Source organism: Aeromonas sp. JL9, assembly GCF_024436075.1.
GTDB classification, from domain to species: domain Bacteria; phylum Pseudomonadota; class Gammaproteobacteria; order Enterobacterales; family Aeromonadaceae; genus Aeromonas; species Aeromonas veronii.
Genome location: NZ_JANFNV010000038.1, coordinates 18,699 through 36,368 on the forward strand (window position 1 = coordinate 18,699; position 17,670 = coordinate 36,368).

17 protein-coding genes are annotated in these 17,670 nt (G+C 59.2%); 4 read left to right on the top strand and 13 right to left on the bottom strand.

What is annotated here, in order from left to right; genetic code table 11:
* Positions 1 to 205: 205 nt before the first annotated feature.
* Complete coding sequence (locus tag NOM06_RS18915) at positions 206 to 829, top strand: outer membrane beta-barrel protein (protein WP_255912748.1); 624 nt, start codon at positions 206 to 208, stop codon at positions 827 to 829.
* 91 nt (positions 830 to 920) lie between these two features.
* On the opposite strand, the gene NOM06_RS18920 is transcribed toward NOM06_RS18915, so the two are convergent.
* Complete coding sequence (locus NOM06_RS18920) at positions 921 to 1,844, bottom strand: GGDEF domain-containing protein (protein ID WP_255912740.1); 924 nt, start codon at positions 1,842 to 1,844, stop codon at positions 921 to 923.
* Positions 1,845 to 2,349: 505 nt separating this feature from the next.
* Here NOM06_RS18920 and amt point away from each other — a divergent pair.
* Positions 2,350 to 3,777, top strand: a complete 1,428-nt coding sequence (gene amt / locus NOM06_RS18925) for an ammonium transporter (protein ID WP_005355035.1) — start codon at positions 2,350 to 2,352, stop codon at positions 3,775 to 3,777.
* An 83-nt stretch (positions 3,778 to 3,860) separates the two neighbouring features.
* Here amt and NOM06_RS18930 read toward each other — a convergent pair whose 3' ends face one another.
* From NOM06_RS18930 to NOM06_RS18970, 9 genes are all read right to left on the bottom strand, one after another.
* Entirely contained in the window at positions 3,861 to 4,328 is a 468-nt protein-coding gene (locus tag NOM06_RS18930) for a glycine zipper 2TM domain-containing protein (protein WP_005340126.1), read from the bottom strand.
* 97 nt (positions 4,329 to 4,425) lie between these two features.
* On the bottom strand, positions 4,426 to 4,923 hold the full coding sequence (locus NOM06_RS18935) for a GNAT family N-acetyltransferase (RefSeq protein ID WP_255912741.1): 498 nt from the start codon (positions 4,921 to 4,923) through the stop codon (positions 4,426 to 4,428).
* Between the two features lie 112 nt (positions 4,924 to 5,035).
* The gene (locus NOM06_RS18940) at positions 5,036 to 5,440 is read right to left on the bottom strand and encodes a nitrous oxide-stimulated promoter family protein (RefSeq protein ID WP_005340128.1); all 405 of its coding nucleotides are present in this window, start codon (positions 5,438 to 5,440) and stop codon (positions 5,036 to 5,038) included.
* 87 nt (positions 5,441 to 5,527) lie between these two features.
* A complete protein-coding gene (locus NOM06_RS18945) occupies positions 5,528 to 7,330 on the bottom strand; it encodes an aminopeptidase P family protein (protein WP_255912742.1) in 1,803 nt (600 codons plus the stop codon).
* A 33-nt stretch (positions 7,331 to 7,363) separates the two neighbouring features.
* Positions 7,364 to 8,029: a GntR family transcriptional regulator gene (locus NOM06_RS18950; protein WP_005340138.1), complete on the bottom strand. Its 666-nt coding sequence runs from the start codon at positions 8,027 to 8,029 to the stop codon at positions 7,364 to 7,366.
* A 194-nt stretch (positions 8,030 to 8,223) separates the two neighbouring features.
* On the bottom strand, positions 8,224 to 9,849 hold the full coding sequence (gene pckA / locus NOM06_RS18955; RefSeq protein ID WP_005340139.1) for a phosphoenolpyruvate carboxykinase (ATP): 1,626 nt from the start codon (positions 9,847 to 9,849) through the stop codon (positions 8,224 to 8,226).
* A gap of 149 nt (positions 9,850 to 9,998) precedes the next feature.
* Entirely contained in the window at positions 9,999 to 10,883 is an 885-nt protein-coding gene (hslO, locus tag NOM06_RS18960) for an Hsp33 family molecular chaperone HslO (protein WP_005340140.1), read from the bottom strand.
* Positions 10,884 to 10,960: 77 nt separating this feature from the next.
* Positions 10,961 to 11,359 carry a ribosome-associated heat shock protein Hsp15 gene (gene hslR, locus NOM06_RS18965; protein WP_005340141.1) on the bottom strand — a complete coding sequence of 133 codons (399 nt, stop codon included), beginning with the start codon at positions 11,357 to 11,359 and terminating at the stop codon, positions 10,961 to 10,963.
* A 256-nt stretch (positions 11,360 to 11,615) separates the two neighbouring features.
* Entirely contained in the window at positions 11,616 to 11,996 is a 381-nt protein-coding gene (locus tag NOM06_RS18970; protein WP_005340143.1) for a hypothetical protein, read from the bottom strand.
* A 185-nt stretch (positions 11,997 to 12,181) separates the two neighbouring features.
* Here NOM06_RS18970 and NOM06_RS18975 point away from each other — a divergent pair, with 185 nt between their 5' ends.
* Both NOM06_RS18975 and ydiK read left to right on the top strand, forming a co-directional pair.
* Positions 12,182 to 13,579, top strand: coding sequence for a phosphatase PAP2 family protein (locus tag NOM06_RS18975; protein WP_255912743.1), 1,398 nt, complete (start codon positions 12,182 to 12,184; stop codon positions 13,577 to 13,579).
* Entirely contained in the window at positions 13,576 to 14,661 is a 1,086-nt protein-coding gene (gene ydiK / locus NOM06_RS18980) for an AI-2E family transporter YdiK (RefSeq protein ID WP_255912744.1), read from the top strand. The genes NOM06_RS18975 and ydiK overlap by 4 nt, the downstream gene beginning before the upstream one ends.
* 288 nt (positions 14,662 to 14,949) lie before the next feature.
* Here ydiK and NOM06_RS18985 read toward each other — a convergent pair whose 3' ends face one another.
* The 3 genes from NOM06_RS18985 to NOM06_RS18995 form a co-directional block, all read right to left on the bottom strand.
* Complete coding sequence (locus NOM06_RS18985; protein ID WP_255912745.1) at positions 14,950 to 15,582, bottom strand: hypothetical protein; 633 nt, start codon at positions 15,580 to 15,582, stop codon at positions 14,950 to 14,952.
* Positions 15,583 to 15,694: 112 nt separating this feature from the next.
* A complete protein-coding gene (locus NOM06_RS18990) occupies positions 15,695 to 16,090 on the bottom strand; it encodes a hypothetical protein (RefSeq protein ID WP_255912746.1) in 396 nt (131 codons plus the stop codon).
* Between the two features lie 348 nt (positions 16,091 to 16,438).
* The gene (locus tag NOM06_RS18995) at positions 16,439 to 17,578 is read right to left on the bottom strand and encodes an agmatine/peptidylarginine deiminase (RefSeq protein ID WP_255912747.1); all 1,140 of its coding nucleotides are present in this window, start codon (positions 17,576 to 17,578) and stop codon (positions 16,439 to 16,441) included.
* Positions 17,579 to 17,670 lie beyond the last annotated feature (92 nt).

Below are 17,670 nucleotides of genomic sequence, written 5' to 3' on the forward strand. Positions count from 1 at the left end.
GATTTGGCGCCAGCATACGTGGCAGAGGTTAACCGTCGATGAATGGTGGCGGGGCGCATAACGGCGCCAGTGGGGCGGTGCGGCAGGGTTCAGGCGAGAGGGAAATCCCGCGATGAAAGTGATCCGGTACAGCCGCCGTTTAGGATGTGCCTAGGACGCCTCTGGTATGCTTTCTGCACAATCACACAGGGAGCAGGGGATGATGATGAAGAGAGCCGGGATAGTGATGATGGGGCTGTTGCTGCCACTGGGGCAGGCCTGGAGTAGCGAGGCCGCGACCACATCCGGTTGGCAGGTGACGCCATTTTTCGGCTACAGCTCAGCCATCGACTTCGAGAAGAGTGACGATGTGGTGCAGCCGGTGCCGCTTTCTGCATCGTTTGATTCACTGCAGGGACAGAGCTCCGGCAGCTGGGGCCTCTTTATCAGCAAGGAGGTGGATGATCCCGGCATGATTGAGCTGCTCTACAGCCATCAGTCCACCACCCTCTCTCCCGACCAGCCTGACCGCCTGACGGTGGACACCCTGCACTTTGCCGGTGCGCTGACCCTCTCTGACAACCTGATGGCGCCCTACATCGGCGCCGGGATCGGGGTGACCCGCTTTGCCGCCTACGACAGCGAGGTGACCCCTTCCATGTCGCTGGCGCTCGGGGTGCAACCGCGCCTCGCCGAGCATCTGGCGCTGCGGGCTGAGGTGCGCGGTTATGGCTCGCTGGTCAACGACAACAACCAGTTTCTCTGCAACCCGGAGCAGTGCGTGTTCAAGGTACGCGGGGAGCTGGTGACCCAGTGGCAGGCCAATATCGGTCTTACCTTCCGCTTTTAGGTGGGGGGATTTCCCCCCATAAAACAGGGGCCCCTGGGCCCCTGTTTCAGCAGCAATGTTCCGCAGTGACCGGCAATCAACCGGCAGCTCTTCACGCCTCTTTATTAGTCGGCGTCGCCCATACCGCGCAGTTTCTACCCGCCTCCTTGGCGCCATAAAGCGCCTGATCCACCCGTTTGAACAGCGAGACGGCCGGCTCCCCGGGCTCGCGGATCCCCATCCCCAGACTGACCGTCATGGTATGGGTCGGGTCGGGGGCTATGGTGCGGGTCGCAGTGAGCAGGGTGTTGGTCAGTTGCTGCAAATCGGCTTCGTGAGCGACGGGCAGCAGCAGGGCAAACTCTTCACCACCGACGCGGGCCGCCAGCGCACCCGGTGGGCAGTGCTGTTGCAACAGCTCGCCAAACTGCTGCAACACCCGATCCCCGATATCGTGGCCGTAGTTGTCATTGATCAGCTTGAAGTGATCCAGATCCAGCAGGATGAGGGCGTGGCAAATCCCCTGCTCCAGAAACAGCTGCTGATGAAAGTAGCGCCGGTTTGGCAGTCGGGTCAGATCGTCGAACAACGCCTGCTGTCTGAGCTGGGTATTGATGTGGAAGAGGTGGTGCATGGTGCTCAGGATACCGATGCTGCTGAGCAGGATGCCGCTGGAGCGCAGCAGATCCTCGGCATAGATGGCGAGCCAGAGTGGCTGCGCCACCAGTTCATCCATGATGTCGGCGGTGGCCCCCATGATCCACAACATCAGACCGCAGGAGAGCATGCGGTAGGTGTGGGTGGGCAGGTGGGCGCACTGCACCACCCAGAACAGGAACAGCATGGTGAGCCAGTTGATCACCTCGAAGCCAAAGCTGACGGCGTAAAAACGCTCGTAAGGGAAGTGGGGCAACAGCAACAGATGAAGGGCCATGATGGCCAGCATCACTATCCCCAGCAGCGCGATGTGGGCGCGATGCTCCCGGTCGAGATGACGGTAGTGGGAGAGGCTGATGTCGAGACGATCGAACTGCATGGTGTTCCTCGGATTGGGACTGCCATCAGGTTGCAAACAAGAGGCTGCGTAATGGCATGCCGTGGTCGGATAACAGGAAACGGCTGGTCTGTCAGTGTAAACGAGCGGGCCCGCCGCGCGCGATATCGATAACGTCAGCTTGTGGGCTGGCTCAGGGTTTGCGCACTTCTGGTGCGTGAAGTATCGGCTGCCCTGCGACAGGGCGACCCTGGGCAGGTTAGCGCAGTTCATGCGCCAAATTGGTGCGTTGATGATGCGCAATCTCATTAATGCCATGATTTAAAAGGATTTTAATTTGTGGCCCGCTTTATGCTTTTTACATGTCAGACGGTCTCTTGCGGTCATCGATGGCAGACGCAGTGATGAGGAAGTGGCAAGAGACATCCCCGTGCAGGGCGCGGGTGTGATTCTGGCGGGTTGCAGCAACACCTTGCGGTTCGCCACAGATTCAATCAGGGAAACGGAGCCGGTCTTGTACCGGTACGACAGGGAAGGAGAGTGCTCTATGGTCAAAAAATGGATGATGGCGGGTCTGACGATGTTGCCTGCCTTGCTGGTTACCCCAAGTTGGGCCGAAGAGGTCGCTCAGGTACAGGCTGCGGTGGCTCCGGTTGCCGCCATGACAATCAACAAGGGTGACAACACCTGGATGCTGCTCTCGGCGGCCCTGGTGATCCTGATGTCGATCCCCGGTCTTGCCCTCTTCTACGGTGGTCTGGTGCGGGCCAAAAACATGCTGAGTGTGCTGATGCAGGTCTTTACCCTGTTCTGCCTTATCTGCGTGCTCTGGGTGATCTACGGCTATTCGCTGGCCTTTACCGAGGGGGGCAATTTCTACGGCTCCTTCAGCAAGGTGCTGCTCAAGGGGGTGACACCTGACTCCATCGCCGCCACCTTCAGCAAGGGTGTCGGGATCAGCGAGCTGATCTATGTGGTGTTCCAGGGGGCCTTTGCCGCCATCACCTGCGGCCTTATCGTGGGGGCGTTTGCCGAGCGCATCAAGTTCGCTGCCGTGCTGCTCTTCTCGGTGATCTGGTTCACCTTCGCCTATATCCCGCTGGCTCATATGGTGTGGTACTGGGCGGGTCCGGATGCCTATACCAGCGCCGAGGCTGCAGCAACTGCGACCGCCACTGCCGGTTATCTGTTCCAGCATGGTGCGCTGGACTTTGCTGGCGGCACTGTAGTGCACATCAACGCCGCCGTGGCGGGTCTGGTGGGCGCCTATCTGGTGGGCAAGCGTCTGGGCTACGGTCGTGATCCCATGACCCCCCACAGCCTGACCATGACCATGATCGGCGCCTCCCTGCTCTGGTTCGGCTGGTTCGGTTTCAACGCGGGCTCCGCGCTGGAAGCCAACGGTATCGCCGCACTCGCCTTTATCAACACCTGGGTGGCGCCGGCTGCGGCCGCGCTCTCTTGGACCTTGGCAGAGTGGGTGATGAAGGGACGTCCCTCCCTGCTGGGGGCGGCATCCGGTGCGGTGTCCGGTCTGGTGGTGATCACCCCGGCGGCCGGTTTCGTCGGTGTGGGCGGTGGTCTGGTGATGGGCCTGATCAGTGGTGTGGCGGGTCTGTGGGGGGTCCACGGTCTCAAGCGCCTGCTGGGTGCCGATGACAGTCTGGACGTGTTTGGCGTACATGGGGTGTGCGGTATTCTCGGCGCCCTGCTGACCGGCGTCTTTGCCAGCCCGGATCTGGGCGGCACCGGGGTGTGGGACTATGTCACCAATCAGGTTGCCGAGGGTTACTCCATCCTGACTCAGGTGAAGATCCAGGCTATCGGGGTCGGTGTCACTCTGCTCTGGTCCGGTGCCGTGGCGGCGATTGCCTTCAAGGCGGTCGACATGCTGGTGGGTCTGCGAGTGAACGGTGATGCCGAGCGGGAAGGGCTGGATGTCACCTCCCACGGCGAGAAGGCTTACAGCATGTAATCCCGAATGCCAGACAACAAAAAAACCGCCGGGATCGGCGGTTTTTTTATGACTCGAAAGCTGCAAAGCCTGAGTTCACACGCTTAGTTCACGACGGCCACGTTGATGCTGCCATTGCCCTGAGTCATGCGTACACGGGCGCCCGGGGTGAAGGTGGGGCTGGCTTTCTGCACGACCACGATGGCTTCGCCGTTCTCTTTCTTGATCTCCAGCTCGACGCCGTCGACCTGATTCATCTTGTTGCCGATGGCGTTGCCTGCCGCAGCACCTGCGATGGCGCCGCCTGCGGCTGCGATGTCGCGTCCGGTGCCGCCACCGACTGTGCTGCCCAGCAGGCCACCGACCACGGCGCCGCCAATGGTGCCAATCAGGGAGTTCTCATCGGCCTGGATCTTCACCGGGCGGGTAGAGATGATGGTGCCGTAGCTGACGGTCTGCACCTGTTTGGCGCGGTCCTTGGTGTAGACATCGCCAGAGTAAACGTCACTGTTGGCGCATCCGGTGATGGTGGTTGCTGCCAGCAGGGCAATAAGGGTCATACGCTTCAACATGGTGGGCCTCCTGGGCTGCACGTAATTTGAACAATCCGGTTGATGAGTGAACTTTACTCCAACCCCGTCACACATGAAATCGGCAAAATGTAACCAATTATGCGTTCTGTAACCGGTTTTGTCCTTGAATCGCAGCTGTACCGGAGAGGGTTTTAACCAGCAGCAGACGGTCTTCTCCGGGGCCGAAATAGTCGGCTATTTCCGCCTGCAATGTGTAACCGAGCCGGTAGTAGAGGCGCTGGGCCGGATTGACCGGATCGACCGTGAGCCGCAGTTCGCTGATCTGCAGCGCCTGCTGGTTGGCCTCCATCTGGCGCATCATCCGCTCCGCGAGGCCGAAACCGCGCGCCTCGGGCAGCACCGCCAGCGAGAGCACCCAGCCTTGCGACCGCTCCTGACCGAATCCCCCCAGTACATACCCCACCAGCTGCCCCTCGTATTCGGCCACCAGCAACAACTCGGGCCACAAATCCATCGCCTGACGGAAGAAGAAGGCGGGATAGACATCTTCGCCAAACACCTTGGCATCGATCTGCCAGATGGCGTGCATGTCATGGTGGGTAGCGGTGCGTAGCAGGGGCGGGTTGTGGTGCATCAGGGCTCCATTGGCAGCAAACGGATCGGCAACGCCGCTGACCTTGGGGTCAACGGCAAAAAAGGAGTCATAGGGTAGTGGTCATCCCCTGCCGGATGCAAGGGATTGGCGGTTATGGCGGCAGGGGGCGGCTCTGGGGCAGTTTGGGGGCCTTGCGAAAGCCGTCGAGCAGGTGGCGGAGGGTGAGCCAGGGGTGGCGCAGCAACATGCGCGGGCCGCTCCACTTCATCACCTGCTGGATCTGTTTGCGCATCGCCGGTGCGTAGCAGTGGATATTGCAGTTGGCACAGGTGGGTTTGTGGCCGTGGCCATAACGGCAGCGACGCAGGCGCTGATGGGCGAAATCCCGCAACTGGCGACAGTGGCGGCAATGGGGATCCTGATGATGGTGCTGGCAGTAGAGGCGGATCATGGCGCTGACCGTCTGCTGCTCGCGCATGAGTCTGGGATGGTCACTCGCCTTTTTGCTGGCTGCGGCGTGTGAGCCCCGGGCTGGGCTGGCATGATGACTTTTCATGGCCGCCATTCTCCTGACCTGCTCGCTTTGGGTGTTGATACAGGTCAAAAGGGGGGATAAAAAACAGGGCCCGCAGGCCCTGTGTCATCAGATGAGGCTGGTTGCCTGCTCCAGCCAGGCGAGATCCTCGCCTTCGAGCAGCGGGCTCAGGCGGCGGAACACCTCGACATGGTATTCGTTGATCCAGCGGAATTCGGCCGGGCTCAGCAGGCTGCGGTCGATCAGGCGGGTATCGAACGGCACGTAGGTCAGACGCTCGAAGCCCAGCATCGGCAGCTCGCCAACCTGTTCCAGCTCGGTCACGACTACCAGGTTCTCGCAGCGGATGCCGAAGCCATCTTCACGGTAGTAGCCCGGCTCGTTGGAGAGCACCATGCCCGGTTGCAGGGCAACCATGCTCCCTTTCGGCGCGATGCGCTGGGGTCCTTCGTGGACACTCAGGAAGTGGCCGACGCCGTGGCCGGTGCCGTGGTCGTAGTTGTAACCGGCTTGCCACAGCGGCATGCGGGCCAGCACGTCGAGCTGGATCCCGGCGGTACCACGGGGGAAGCGGGCCTGATCCAGCGCGATATGGCCTTGCAGCACCCGGGTAAACATCGCTTTCTGCTCGTCGCTCACCTCACCCACCTTGATGGTGCGGGTGATGTCGGTGGTGCCATCCATATACTGGGCGCCGGAGTCCAGCAGATAGAGGCTGTCCTGGCCAAACGCGCGCGGGGTGCCGTTGGTGTGGTGGTAGTGGCACATGGCGGCGTTGGGGCCGAGCGCGGAGATGGTATCGAAGCTCGGCTCGACGTAGTGCTCTTGCTCGCGGCGGAACGCTTCCACCTGATCGGCCAGGGTGCCTTCATCCACCCCTTCGAACTCGCCGGAGGCGACCAGCCGATCCAGCCAGGCGAGGAAGCGGGTCATGGCCACGCCATCGCGCAGGTGAGCGGCACGCATGCCGGTCAGCTCGATCTCGTTCTTGCACGCTTTCGGCAGCATGGTGGGGTCTTGCCCTGCCACCAGAATGGCGCCCGCCTCTTCCATGACGAGCTGGGTCCAGGCGTTGGCGCTGTCCGGATCGGCCAGCACCTTCTGCTGATCTTCACCGATGCGTTGCAGCACATCGCCCAGCTTGTCGATGGGGTAGACAGAGACATCCTGCCCCACGTGTTGGGTGAAGGCGAAGCAGTCAATTTTGTCGGTATCGACGAAGAAATCCATGCTGGTGTTGGCGTAGAGCACCGCAAAGCCCAGCACCACCGGCAGCCGGTCGATGTCGCGGCCACGCAAGTTGAGCAGCCAGTTGATGGGCTCGGCCTGGGTCAGCAGCACGGCATCCAACCCGCGCTTGCGCAGGTCGGCCGCCAGCTGTTCACGTTTGGACTGGCTGGACTGGCCCGCCAGCTCCTCGCTGTAGAGGATGACCGGGCTCTTGGTCGGCTCCGGGCGATCGCTCCAGTTCAGGTCGATGGGGTTCTGCTCGACCCGCACCAGCTCGATACCGCGATCGGCCAGCACGGCTTTGGCATTCTTGTACCAGGTCAGGCTGTGCAGGCGGGCATCGAAGCCGACCCGGGAGCCTGACGGCAGCTGTTCGGCCAGCCACTGCACATGAGGATTTTCAATGAGGTGGAGGAATTCGAACAGTTCGGCGGGAGTTTGCATCCGCGCCTGCACCGTATAGCGACCATCGACAAAGAGGGCTGCTCGCTGGGCCATGATGATGGCGACTCCGGCAGAGCCGTTGAAACCGGTGATCCAGTCAAGCCGCTCGGCATAGGCGGGGATGTACTCGCCGAGGTGCTCATCATCGTGGGGGACGATAAAGGCGTCCAACTCCTGCATGGCCAGCTCGGCCCTGACTTGGGCGACGCGGGTTTCAATTATCTCGAAATTATTCATGTCGTTAGTGCCAGATGGTTGCTATATGAGTGTTCAGTTTTTATGGCCGCTGGCCAGGATCCGCTTGATCGACTGACCCGCTGCTTCGATATGCTGCCTGAGCAGCACCACCGCCTCGTGCTTGCGCCGGGCGCGGCACAGTTCCAGCAATTGGGCGTGTTCACGCTCCGCCTTGTCCACGCCGTCGCTGGCAAACAGCAGCTCGAAGCGGACATAGCGGTCACAGCTCAGATTGATCTGGGCGATCAGTTCAAGTGCCTGGGGGCGACCGGCTGCCTGATAGAGGGTGGCGTGAAAGCTGTGGTTCAACTCGGCCCAATGTTCGATCTGGGTGCCTGACTCCAGGGCATGATCAAACTGGGCGAGGATCGCCTCCGCTTGCGCGAAGGTGGCTTCCGTCATCTTGTCGACGGCGTGAAACAGGGTATCGGCTTCCAGCAGCGCTCGCAAATAAAAGAGCTCTTCGATGGCCGAGGCGTCCAGCATGGTGACCACGGCGCCGCGATGGGCTTCGAACTTCACCAGCCCCTGCGCTTCCAGCTGCATCAGGGCTTCGCGTACCGGGATGCGGCTCACGGCCAGCTCTTTGGCAATGGCATCCTGACGCAAGGGGGCGCCAGCGGGGAACTCCCCACGGAGGATCCGGCCACGGAGGTTTTCCATCACCATCTGGGTTCGGGTCTTGTAGGGTGGGGTCATGGTCGGGTCACGATTGGGCGTTACAGAATTGTATATTGTATAAAGTTTGGCTGAATCTAACCTGTCACAATAGGCAAAGGCAAGGTTTTGGCCCCTTTAACGGGGGCGATGGCGGCGTTCGGGACCGTCACAAAAACAAAAATGCCGGTCAGCGTGGCTGACCGGCATGATGTCACTGATACGAAGCGAGCCTGTTACAGCTGCGGGCCTGCCGCAACCAGACGTTTGCCTTCATCGTTATCGGTGAAGCGCTCGAAGTTCTTGATGAAGCGCCCTGCCAGATCGACGGCCTTGGCATCCCACTCGGCCTTGTCGGCGTAAGTGTCGCGCGGGTCGAGAATGGCCGGGTTCACATCGTGCAGCGCGGTCGGGATCTCCAGATTGAAGATCGGCAGCACCTTGGTCTCGGCCTTCTCGATGGAGCCATCCAGGATGGCGTCGATGATGGCGCGGGTATCCTTGATGGAGATGCGCTTGCCGGTGCCGTTCCAGCCGGTGTTGACCAGATAGGCTTCTGCACCTGCCGCTTCCATCCGTTTCACCAGCTCCTGACCGTACTTGGTCGGGTGCAGGGAGAGGAAGGCTGCGCCGAAGCAGGAGGAGAAGGTCGGAGTCGGCTCTGTGATGCCGCGCTCGGTACCGGCCAGCTTGGCGGTGAAGCCAGACAGGAAGTGGTACTTGGTCTGCTCCTTGGTCAGCTTGGAGACCGGGGGCAGTACGCCGAAGGCGTCGGCAGTCAGGAAGATCACCTTGGTGGCGTGACCTGCCTTGGAGACCGGCTTGACGATGTTGTCGATGTGATAGATGGGGTAGGAGACGCGGGTGTTCTCGGTCTTGGAGCCATCATCGAAGTCGATGGTGCCATCGGCAGCAACGGTGACGTTCTCCAGCAGCGCATCGCGACGGATGGCGTGATAGATGTCCGGCTCGGCCTCTTCGGAGAGCTTGATGGTCTTGGCGTAGCAGCCCCCTTCGAAGTTGAACACGCCGTGGTCATCCCAGCCGTGCTCGTCATCGCCGATCAGCTGACGCTTGGGATCGGTGGAGAGGGTGGTCTTGCCGGTGCCGGAGAGGCCGAAGAAGATGGCGACGTCGCCGTCCTGACCCACGTTGGCGGAGCAGTGCATGGAGGCAATGCCGCGCAGGGGCAGGAAGTAGTTCATCATGGAGAACATGCCCTTCTTCATCTCGCCACCGTACCAGGTGCCACCGATGAGCTGCATCTTCTCGGTCATGTTGAAGGCAACAAAGTTCTCGGAGTTGAGACCCTGCTCCTTCCAGTTCGGGTTGGTGCACTTGGCACCGTTCATCACCACGAAGTCAGGCTTGAAGGTTTTCAGCTCTTCATCGCTCGGACGGATGAACATGTTTTTCACGAAGTGTGCCTGCCAGGCCACCTCGGTGATGATGCGCACGGCCAGGCGGGTATCCGGGTTGGCACCGCAGAAACCGTCGACCACAAACAGGCGCTTGCCGGAGAGCTGTTTGGTGACCAGCCCTTTCAGATGTGACCACACTTCCGGGGTAATGGCTTTGTTATCGTTTTTACCCTGGTCAGACCACCACACAGTATCCTGGGTAGTGGCATCTTTGACGATATATTTATCTTTCGGGGAGCGACCGGTGAAGATACCGGTGTTTACGTTGACGGCGCCCAGCTCGGTCACCACACCGCGCTCGAACCCTTCCAGGTCAGGGCGTGTCTCTTCCGCGAAAAGCTGCTCGTAAGAGGGGTTGCGAACGATTTCTTGGCTGTTTTTGATGCCGTACTGGTCCAGTCCTAATTGTTGGGCCAGGGTGGGTTCTGCCACGATTGTCATTGTATTCTCCTGGGTTCAGAGGTTGGTAGGGTTCTATCTGACGGTCATCCTATCACTTAGGTGGTAGAGTTTAGCGATCGCCATCAAACTTTATAAAATAGGGTATTTTTTTGTTATTAAAGTTAAAGGCGGGTTTTGCCCGCCTTTAATTAGTGTAACTGGTTTGCATCATTGCCGGGAGCCCTGCTGAACAGGGTTTCGACATCGATCCCATTAAATTGGTACTGGGCGCCGCAATAATCACAGTGCATGTCGATCTTGCCGAGCTCCTGCACCATCTCCATGACCTCTTCCTTTTCTATCTGCAGCAGAGCCCCTTCACAGCGCTCGCGGGAACAAGTGCAGCGGAACTCGACTGCCTGCGGATCGAACACCCGCACCTTGTCCTGATGGTAGAGACGGTAGAGGATCTCTTCTGCCTGCAGGCCGAACAGCTCTTCATCCTTGATGGTGCTGGTGAGCTGGGTCAGGTGATCGAAATCGTTGCTGTGATCCTCGCTCTGGGCGGGCAGCTCCTGCAGCATGATGCCGGCAGCGCGCGGCGCACCTTCGTGGTAGCCGGTACGGATCCACAGCTTGGTGGCCAGCTGTTCGGAGCGGGCGAAGTAGTGCTCCAGGCAGCCCGCCAGGGTATCGGCGTCCAGCGCGATGATGCCCTGATAGCGCTCGCCCTGCTCCGGGGTGATGGTGATGATCAGCTGGCCATTGCCAATCAGGCTCTGCAGCTTGCCATCGCTCGGCAGCTCCCCTTCATAGCGGGCCACGCCGCGCAGCTGCTGGTTGTTGTCACCGTTGATCACGGCCAGACGCACCGGGCCATCGCCCTGCAGTTGCACCGTGATGGAGCCTTCAAACTTGAGGGTGGCGGTCAGCAGGCTGGTGGCGACCAGCAGCTCGCCCAGCAGTTTTTGCACCTGCACCGGGTAGTTCTGGGCTTCCACTACGTGGCGGTAGGTGTGATCCAGCTGGACCAGCTCGCCACGCACTTCGTACTCTTCAAACAGATAGCGATACAGCAGATCTTGGTTGCTCATCATGTATTCCTGGCTTTTCGGTGAGGTAAATCGGGCGGGCTGGGGTTGATGCCAGCCCGGTATCAAATCGGGGTCGGTCAGTACTGTTTGACCTTGAGCAACTGGCGTCGCTCCTGCTTGTCGGGGCGGCGCTCGGGGCTGGGGGCAAACTGGCTGTTAAAGCGGCGCGCCTCGCTGTTCTCGGCCCGTTTTTTCAGGCTCTCGGCAGTCTCTTCATAGAGCTGCTGGGCCAGCGGGGCCGATTTGCGTTGCTCGCTCAAGGCCAGCACCCGCACTTCGCGTTCGTCCTGCCCCTGCCAGAAGCGGATCAGTGCACCCACTTCCACCTGTTTGCCCGGTTTGCTGCGCTGACCATTGTAGTGCACCTTGCCCCCGTCTATCTGATCCCGCGCAATGGAGCGGGTCTTGTAGAAACGGGCCGCCCACAACCACTTGTCGAGACGAACCTCGAGGGCACTTTCTGCATGATTGGGCATGAACAGGCTCCATAACGGGGAAAAGAGGTGGTCGATTATACCAGAGCACGGGGTCGGGATAGAAACCGGGCCGCCGCAGCGCGGGGCGCAAACCATGTCAAGGTGATGCAACATATGGGCAGTTTGCTGATTCACAAGGGAAAGCCGCTGCTTTATCGGGTATCCATGGGGGCTGGGAGGGGCCTTCATACCGCGCATATAACACTGCCGCCCCGGTTGGGGGCGGCAGCGTTCACATCCGTTGACCACGGCTCAGTCAGAAGTGATCGTGCTGATCCGGCTTCTTCTGGTCGTGGGGGCCTTCGCTGTGGGCGATGGCGGTGCGGATGAGATCAACCCCGGCGCGGATAATCAGCACCCCCATGTTGACCAGCTTGACGCAGACCCACATGAAGGTGATGAGCAGGATCAGCTTGAGCACGGTCTGGAAGGCTTCCAGGAAGTTCTGCTCCAGCTGGGCGGTCAGGCCGTTGGCGCTGGTCATCAGCCAGGTGTAGACCTCGCGCACGAACGGGATGCGGCTTGGCATCTCCAGTACATCCAGTGCGGCAGGAAGCGCCTGGAAGATGACGATGCTGCCGAACAGGATCAAAATGACACCGATGGCGATGCCGAGGAAAAAGCCGAACTGTCTCATGGAGGGCTCCAGCGTTTGCTGCATGAAATTGAAGATAGCCGCCAATAGTAGGGAGTGCCCTGCTTCATCGCAATCTTCCGTGCACCGCCAGCGCGGCGGGAACGGCGGCGCTCCGGCCGCTACCATTGCCCAACTATCTGATTTCTGGGAGGCTTGTCGCCATTGTGCATAGGGAAAGCAAATTGATGTCGAGAACCCTCTTTTTACTGTTGCTGACGCTGATTGCCGCTGTTCCTGCGGTGAGCGCCGAACCGGCGGCATCCTCGGCCCCCTCGGCGGCCGCCTGCGCCATCCGCCATCAGGGTCAACTGTTGCTGGTGCAGGATCGCATCTCCTCCCGCTACAGCCTGAGCGGTGGCTATATCGATGGCGGCGAGAGCCCGCAGCAGGCGGCACTGCGCGAACTCTATGAAGAGACCGGCTTGCAGGGGGAGGTGGTGCAGGAGTTGGGCCGCTGGCAGCGGGCGCTTATCTTCGCCTGCCGCACGCTGGAACCCATCGTCGCCCAGCAAGATTCCGATTTTGTCTCGCTGCTGAAGGCCCCCAATCTGGGCGGGGAGATCCTTAACGCCCGGCTGATCGCCATTGACCAGCTCCCCCGCGAGCAGCGCCGCTTCCCGGATCAGCTCGACTGGCTGCAATCCCGACTGGATAAGGTGCCCGAGAGCGAGGTGCGCTGGCAGGCCGATTTTGTGGCGCAGGGCAATGGGCTACATCAGGCCGAGATCCCGCTGATGCTGCGGCTGCAACAGTGGCTAGGGCCCGATGTCTGGTGGTTGTCGGTCAGCAATCTGTTTGGTTCAGGCGGCTTTCAGCTTGCCCTGATACCTTTGCTGCTCCCGCTGCTGGGGTGGCCGCGACTGCGCCAGCTGCTGTTCGCCATGCTCTGGCTCGGCTTGCTGGTGCAGGCGAGCAAGGAGGGGATTGGCTGGCCGCGCCCCTTCCATCTGCAACCGCTGCTGGCAACCCAGAGCGCCCAGGGCTTTGGCATGCCGAGCGGCCATACCGCCTCGGCCCTGCTGTTCTGGGGGGCGCTGCTTGGCTGGCTCTGGCCTGCCCGGTGCGGGCTGGCCTACTCGCTGGCACTGCTGCTGGCGCTGACCACTGGTCTGGCGCGGATCTGGCTCGGGGTGCACTTTATCTCCGATGTGGCGGCGGGGCTGCTGATTGGAGCCTTGCTGCTGGCGGTTCGCCCATACTGGCGGCTGGATCAGCGTTCATCCGCTTGGGGATTGCTGATCGCGGCTGCACTGGTTTGCGCTGGCCTGAGCCAGTCGGCCCATCTGGCCGGGATCGGGCTGGCGGCCTTCGGGCTCTGGGTTGGCGGTTTGCGCTCTCTGACTCGCGGCGGTTATCCCCCCATCCTGACCGGGGCGGTCACCCTGGCGGGGGGCGCGGTGATCGGGGCGGGACTCTGGGCTCTGCCGCTGCTGACCAGCAGTTCGCTGACCATATTGCTTGGTCAGTTTGTGCTCTTTTTCGGGCTGGGGCTCTGGTTGAGCGCTGGTCTCTGGTGGATACTCTCTTTCTTGAAATGCGACACACGACCCAAGGGCAACGGCTCTGACAAGGGAACTCTATGAATGTGAAAAAAGTGGATTTGGCCAAGATAACCCTCGGGGTGCTGTTTATCAGCCTCCTGATTATCTCCTGTTTCTTGGTGTTGCAGCCCTTCCTGCCTGCGCTGGTGTGGGCCACCATGATCACCATCGCCACCTGGCCGCTGATGCTGATGATGCAGCGGCTGTTGTGGGGCAAGCGTTCGCTGGCGGCCCTCTTTATGACGCTGGTGCTGCTGCTGATGTTTGTCATCCCGCTCTTTATGACGCTGGCCAATGTGGCGGAGAAGGCGCCCATGCTGATCGAGCTGGGCACCAGTATCAGCCAGTCGCCGCCGCCGGAGTTGCTCTGGCTGCAACAGATCCCGCTGGTGGGCGGCAAGCTCTATGAGTTCTGGCAGCAAATTCTGGCGAGCGGCGGTCAGGTGCTGTTTGCCAAGCTGGCCCCCTACTTTGGCCAGACCGCCCGCTGGCTGGCCTCTCAGGCCGGTAATCTGGGGCTGCTGTTCGTTCACTTCCTGCTGACGGTCGGTATCTGCGGCCTGCTCTACCACTCCGGTGAAGTGGTGGCGACCGGCATTCGCCGCTTCGCCCACCGGCTGGCAGGGCAACGGGGTGACAATGCCACCGTGCTCGCTTCACAGGCGATCCGCGCCGTGGCGATGGGGGTGGTGGTGACCGCGCTGGTGCAATCCTCGGTGGCCGGTGTCGGCCTGCTGATTGCCGGTATCCCCTACGCCATGATCCTGGTGGTGGTGATGTTCCTGCTGATCGTCGCCCAGATCGGCCCCTTCCCGGTGCTGCTGGCCTGTATCGGCTACCTCTACTGGAGCGGCGACACCACATGGGGAACCTTCCTGCTGGTCTGGTCACTGTTTGCGGGCACCATGGACAACTTCCTGCGCCCCTTCCTGATCAAACGCGGCGCCAATTTGCCATTGATCCTCATTCTGGTGGGGGTTATCGGCGGCTTGTTGACCATGGGGATCATCGGCCTGTTTATCGGCCCCGTGGTGCTGGCGGTGGGCTACACCCTGCTGGATGCCTGGATCAAGGAAGATGACCAACCGGCGGCCGCGGCGGTTGAACCGCCCAAGGCCGAGTGATGGTTCGGTAACAAGACGAATCAGTCACCATCGCTGATGCCAGGAGCCGCCCATAAGGGCGGCTCTTTTATTTTTGGCTATCGTGGTTTATGGCGATGGCGTCAGATTGGCTGATCCGCATCAAACTGCATTCACCACATATTAGAGTCTCATGTAGGTTCGATTAGCGAAGCGTAATCGGACGATCGAGATGCCGCCGTTCCGGTATTTCCGTGAATCAGCGGCATCTGAGAGAGGGGAAAGACGAGTGGTTGTTATAGCGGGAGAATTGATAGACACTAATTTCAGTTACTCAAAGCCAAGCTCGCGCCGCATGGTAGAAATAATCTGATTCCGTATGTTTACTAAAGAGATACCCAAGTCTGTCATTTGGGCTTTGCTCTGCGTTTCAAAATTAAATTGCCCCGTAATAAATGATTCCATCGTCATAGATGCTCTGAGCTCTGCCAGCATTTGAGGTTGAAGACGCATCATTTCTTGGTAGGTACTTTCAAACGCATCGAGTAAAAGTGTCAGATCTTTACTACAAACGATCCTTAAACTAATGAGTTCATTTGTCGTTTTTTGAAATCCCTCATTTATACTCTTTGTAAAGTCATGAAGAGTTTTTTGGTACTCGATTATGGCCTCTGGGGAAGTGTTAGACTCATAAAGTTTTCTTGTTGCATTAGGAAACGTTTCAGTTAAATATTGATCGTAGTCTTGTCCTGCTAGGCGAGCAGCCTCTTCGATTTTCTTAAAATATCCTTGATACTCAGTTTTTCTAGTGTCAAATAATTTCTCTTCACGCTCACGCTTAACTTTGTATTTGTGTAACAAAAGTGGAAAAAGTCCTGAGGATAAGAGAACCATAAATGCTGGGATAATAAATTTGGGCTCAATCCACATCAAGGTGGTAGAGCATACTTCCTCTATAGCCAATTTTCCTCCTAAGTACTAACACCCGTAGCACACAGTATTGTCGTTAAAACGAAGCCGCAAGGGAAATGTAGTTAATGTGTTTAGCGTATTATATTATCTCACCGATACGGAATCATTTGCTGAACCATTTTCCTTGGCGCATGAGCGACTGTTCTCTCCCACATGTTATGCGAACCATATTCGAAATTGCACCATTAGCGACATCATGATCCTTTTTGGTCAAAAAATCTTCTACGCAGAGTTTTGAACCGTGGAGAATCACATCTAAGTATCGCCGGAGTTCCACCTCATCAAGCGCCGTTGCTCTAAGCTGAAAAGGCTCATGCAGTGCGGCTTGAAGGAAAGCCGCACGCTCTATGTCTTTTTCTATAACCTCGAAGTCAGGACGGCTCAAGGGGATTGTAACCACAAAGTCAGCGAAACCACTTGCTATTGAAATGTTCAATGAATATACCCCATCACAAAATGAGGCCTGCATACGTAGAGCGTCAAATTTTATTTCTTTCATTCACTACTCGAGCGCAGAATTGATGTTCGTTAGTAAGATAGCAGTGATTATATGGAAGGCGATACTATCTGTTAATAGAGCCTTCCGTATAAAGTCGAATTACTAGGGTGGTTGTCACAAAAAATTTTAAAAATCAGGGTATTTTCACCTGTTTCTGGAACTGAACTCACTAGCTCCACTTCATTTTCTTGAAAAAGTCAGGAGTATGAGTTCGGTGAGATAATATTTAGCTCAGTTTGCCAAGATAAAGGGCTTCGGCGGGTCAGGGGCGCGTGGTTAACAGAAATGGGCGGAGACCAATAACCCGGAGCGTGGCAACGCCCCGGGTTATCAGTGGGTAGGAGAGGGTCAGGCCGGCTGGTGGAGGGTGATGCAGTGAATGCCGCCGCCACCGGCGGCGACCGGATCAATATTGATCTGCACGATGTCGCGGCCGGGATAGAGGCGGGCAAGCAGTTCGTGGCAGTAGCGGTCGGCGGCCTTGTCGCCAAACTCGGGGGCGATCACCGCGCCATTGATCGGCAGATAGTTGATATAACCGGCGGCGAAGTCGCGGCTGCGGCTAAAGCGGTTGTCCCGTACATCGAGCGGGGGCGGCAGCACATGCAGCTCCAGCTTGTTGCCGTCCGCATCGGTGGCCTGCTTGAGGATGGCCATATGTTGACGGGTCACCTCGTAGTCGTGGGATTCCGGATCGTTGTCCATATTGACCACCACCACCCCGGGGCGCACGAAGCGGGCATAGAAATCGACGTGGGCATCTGTGATGTCCTTGCCCTTGATGCCCGGCAGCCAGATGATTTTGCGCAGCCCCAGATTGGCTTTCAGCTCTGCCTCCAGTTGCGCCTTGCTCACCCCCGGATTGCGGTTGCTGTTGAGCCAGCAGCTCTCGGTCATGATGGCGGTGCCGTTGCCATCCACCTCGATGCCGCCCCCCTCGCCAGTCAGCTTGCTTTGCAGATAGTGGGCATCCGCCTGCTGGCTGACCAGTTCGGCCACCCCCGCATCCTGTTCGTGCTCCTGCTTGTCGCCCCAGCCGTTGAAGTTGAAATCCACCAGCCCCAGCTCCCCTTCGCCGTTCTGGACGAAGACCCCACCGGTATCCCGCAGCCAGATATCGTCCAGCTCGGCGACGATAAAGCGGGTGTTCTGCTCGCCACAGAGTTGGCGGGCCAGCGCCTCCTCCTCTTCGCGGCAGAGCACACTCACCTTGGTGTAAGGGGTCATGGCTTTAACCAGCCGCCCTATGGTCGCCTGCACCTCTTTGTAGTCGCGGCCCCAGATATCGGCACTGGCGGCAAAGGCGACCCAGACCCGGGTCTGGAATGTCGACTCTTCCGGCATATGAAAGGGCGTGTTGGTGCTCGCCAATGCGCTCTCTTCCGGGTTAGTGCCATTGGCCGCGAAGGCTTTGCCGGGCAGGTTGCCGAGCCCGGCCAGCGCACCGATGGCTGCGAGCTGTTTCAATACGTTGCGTCGGGATGGCATCAAAAAACTCCTTGGCTAAGAGCCGCTAACAAAACCTCTCAGCGAAGCGCGAGCAGATCACGGCGCAAGCCAGCGTCAGTAACGCAAGGTGG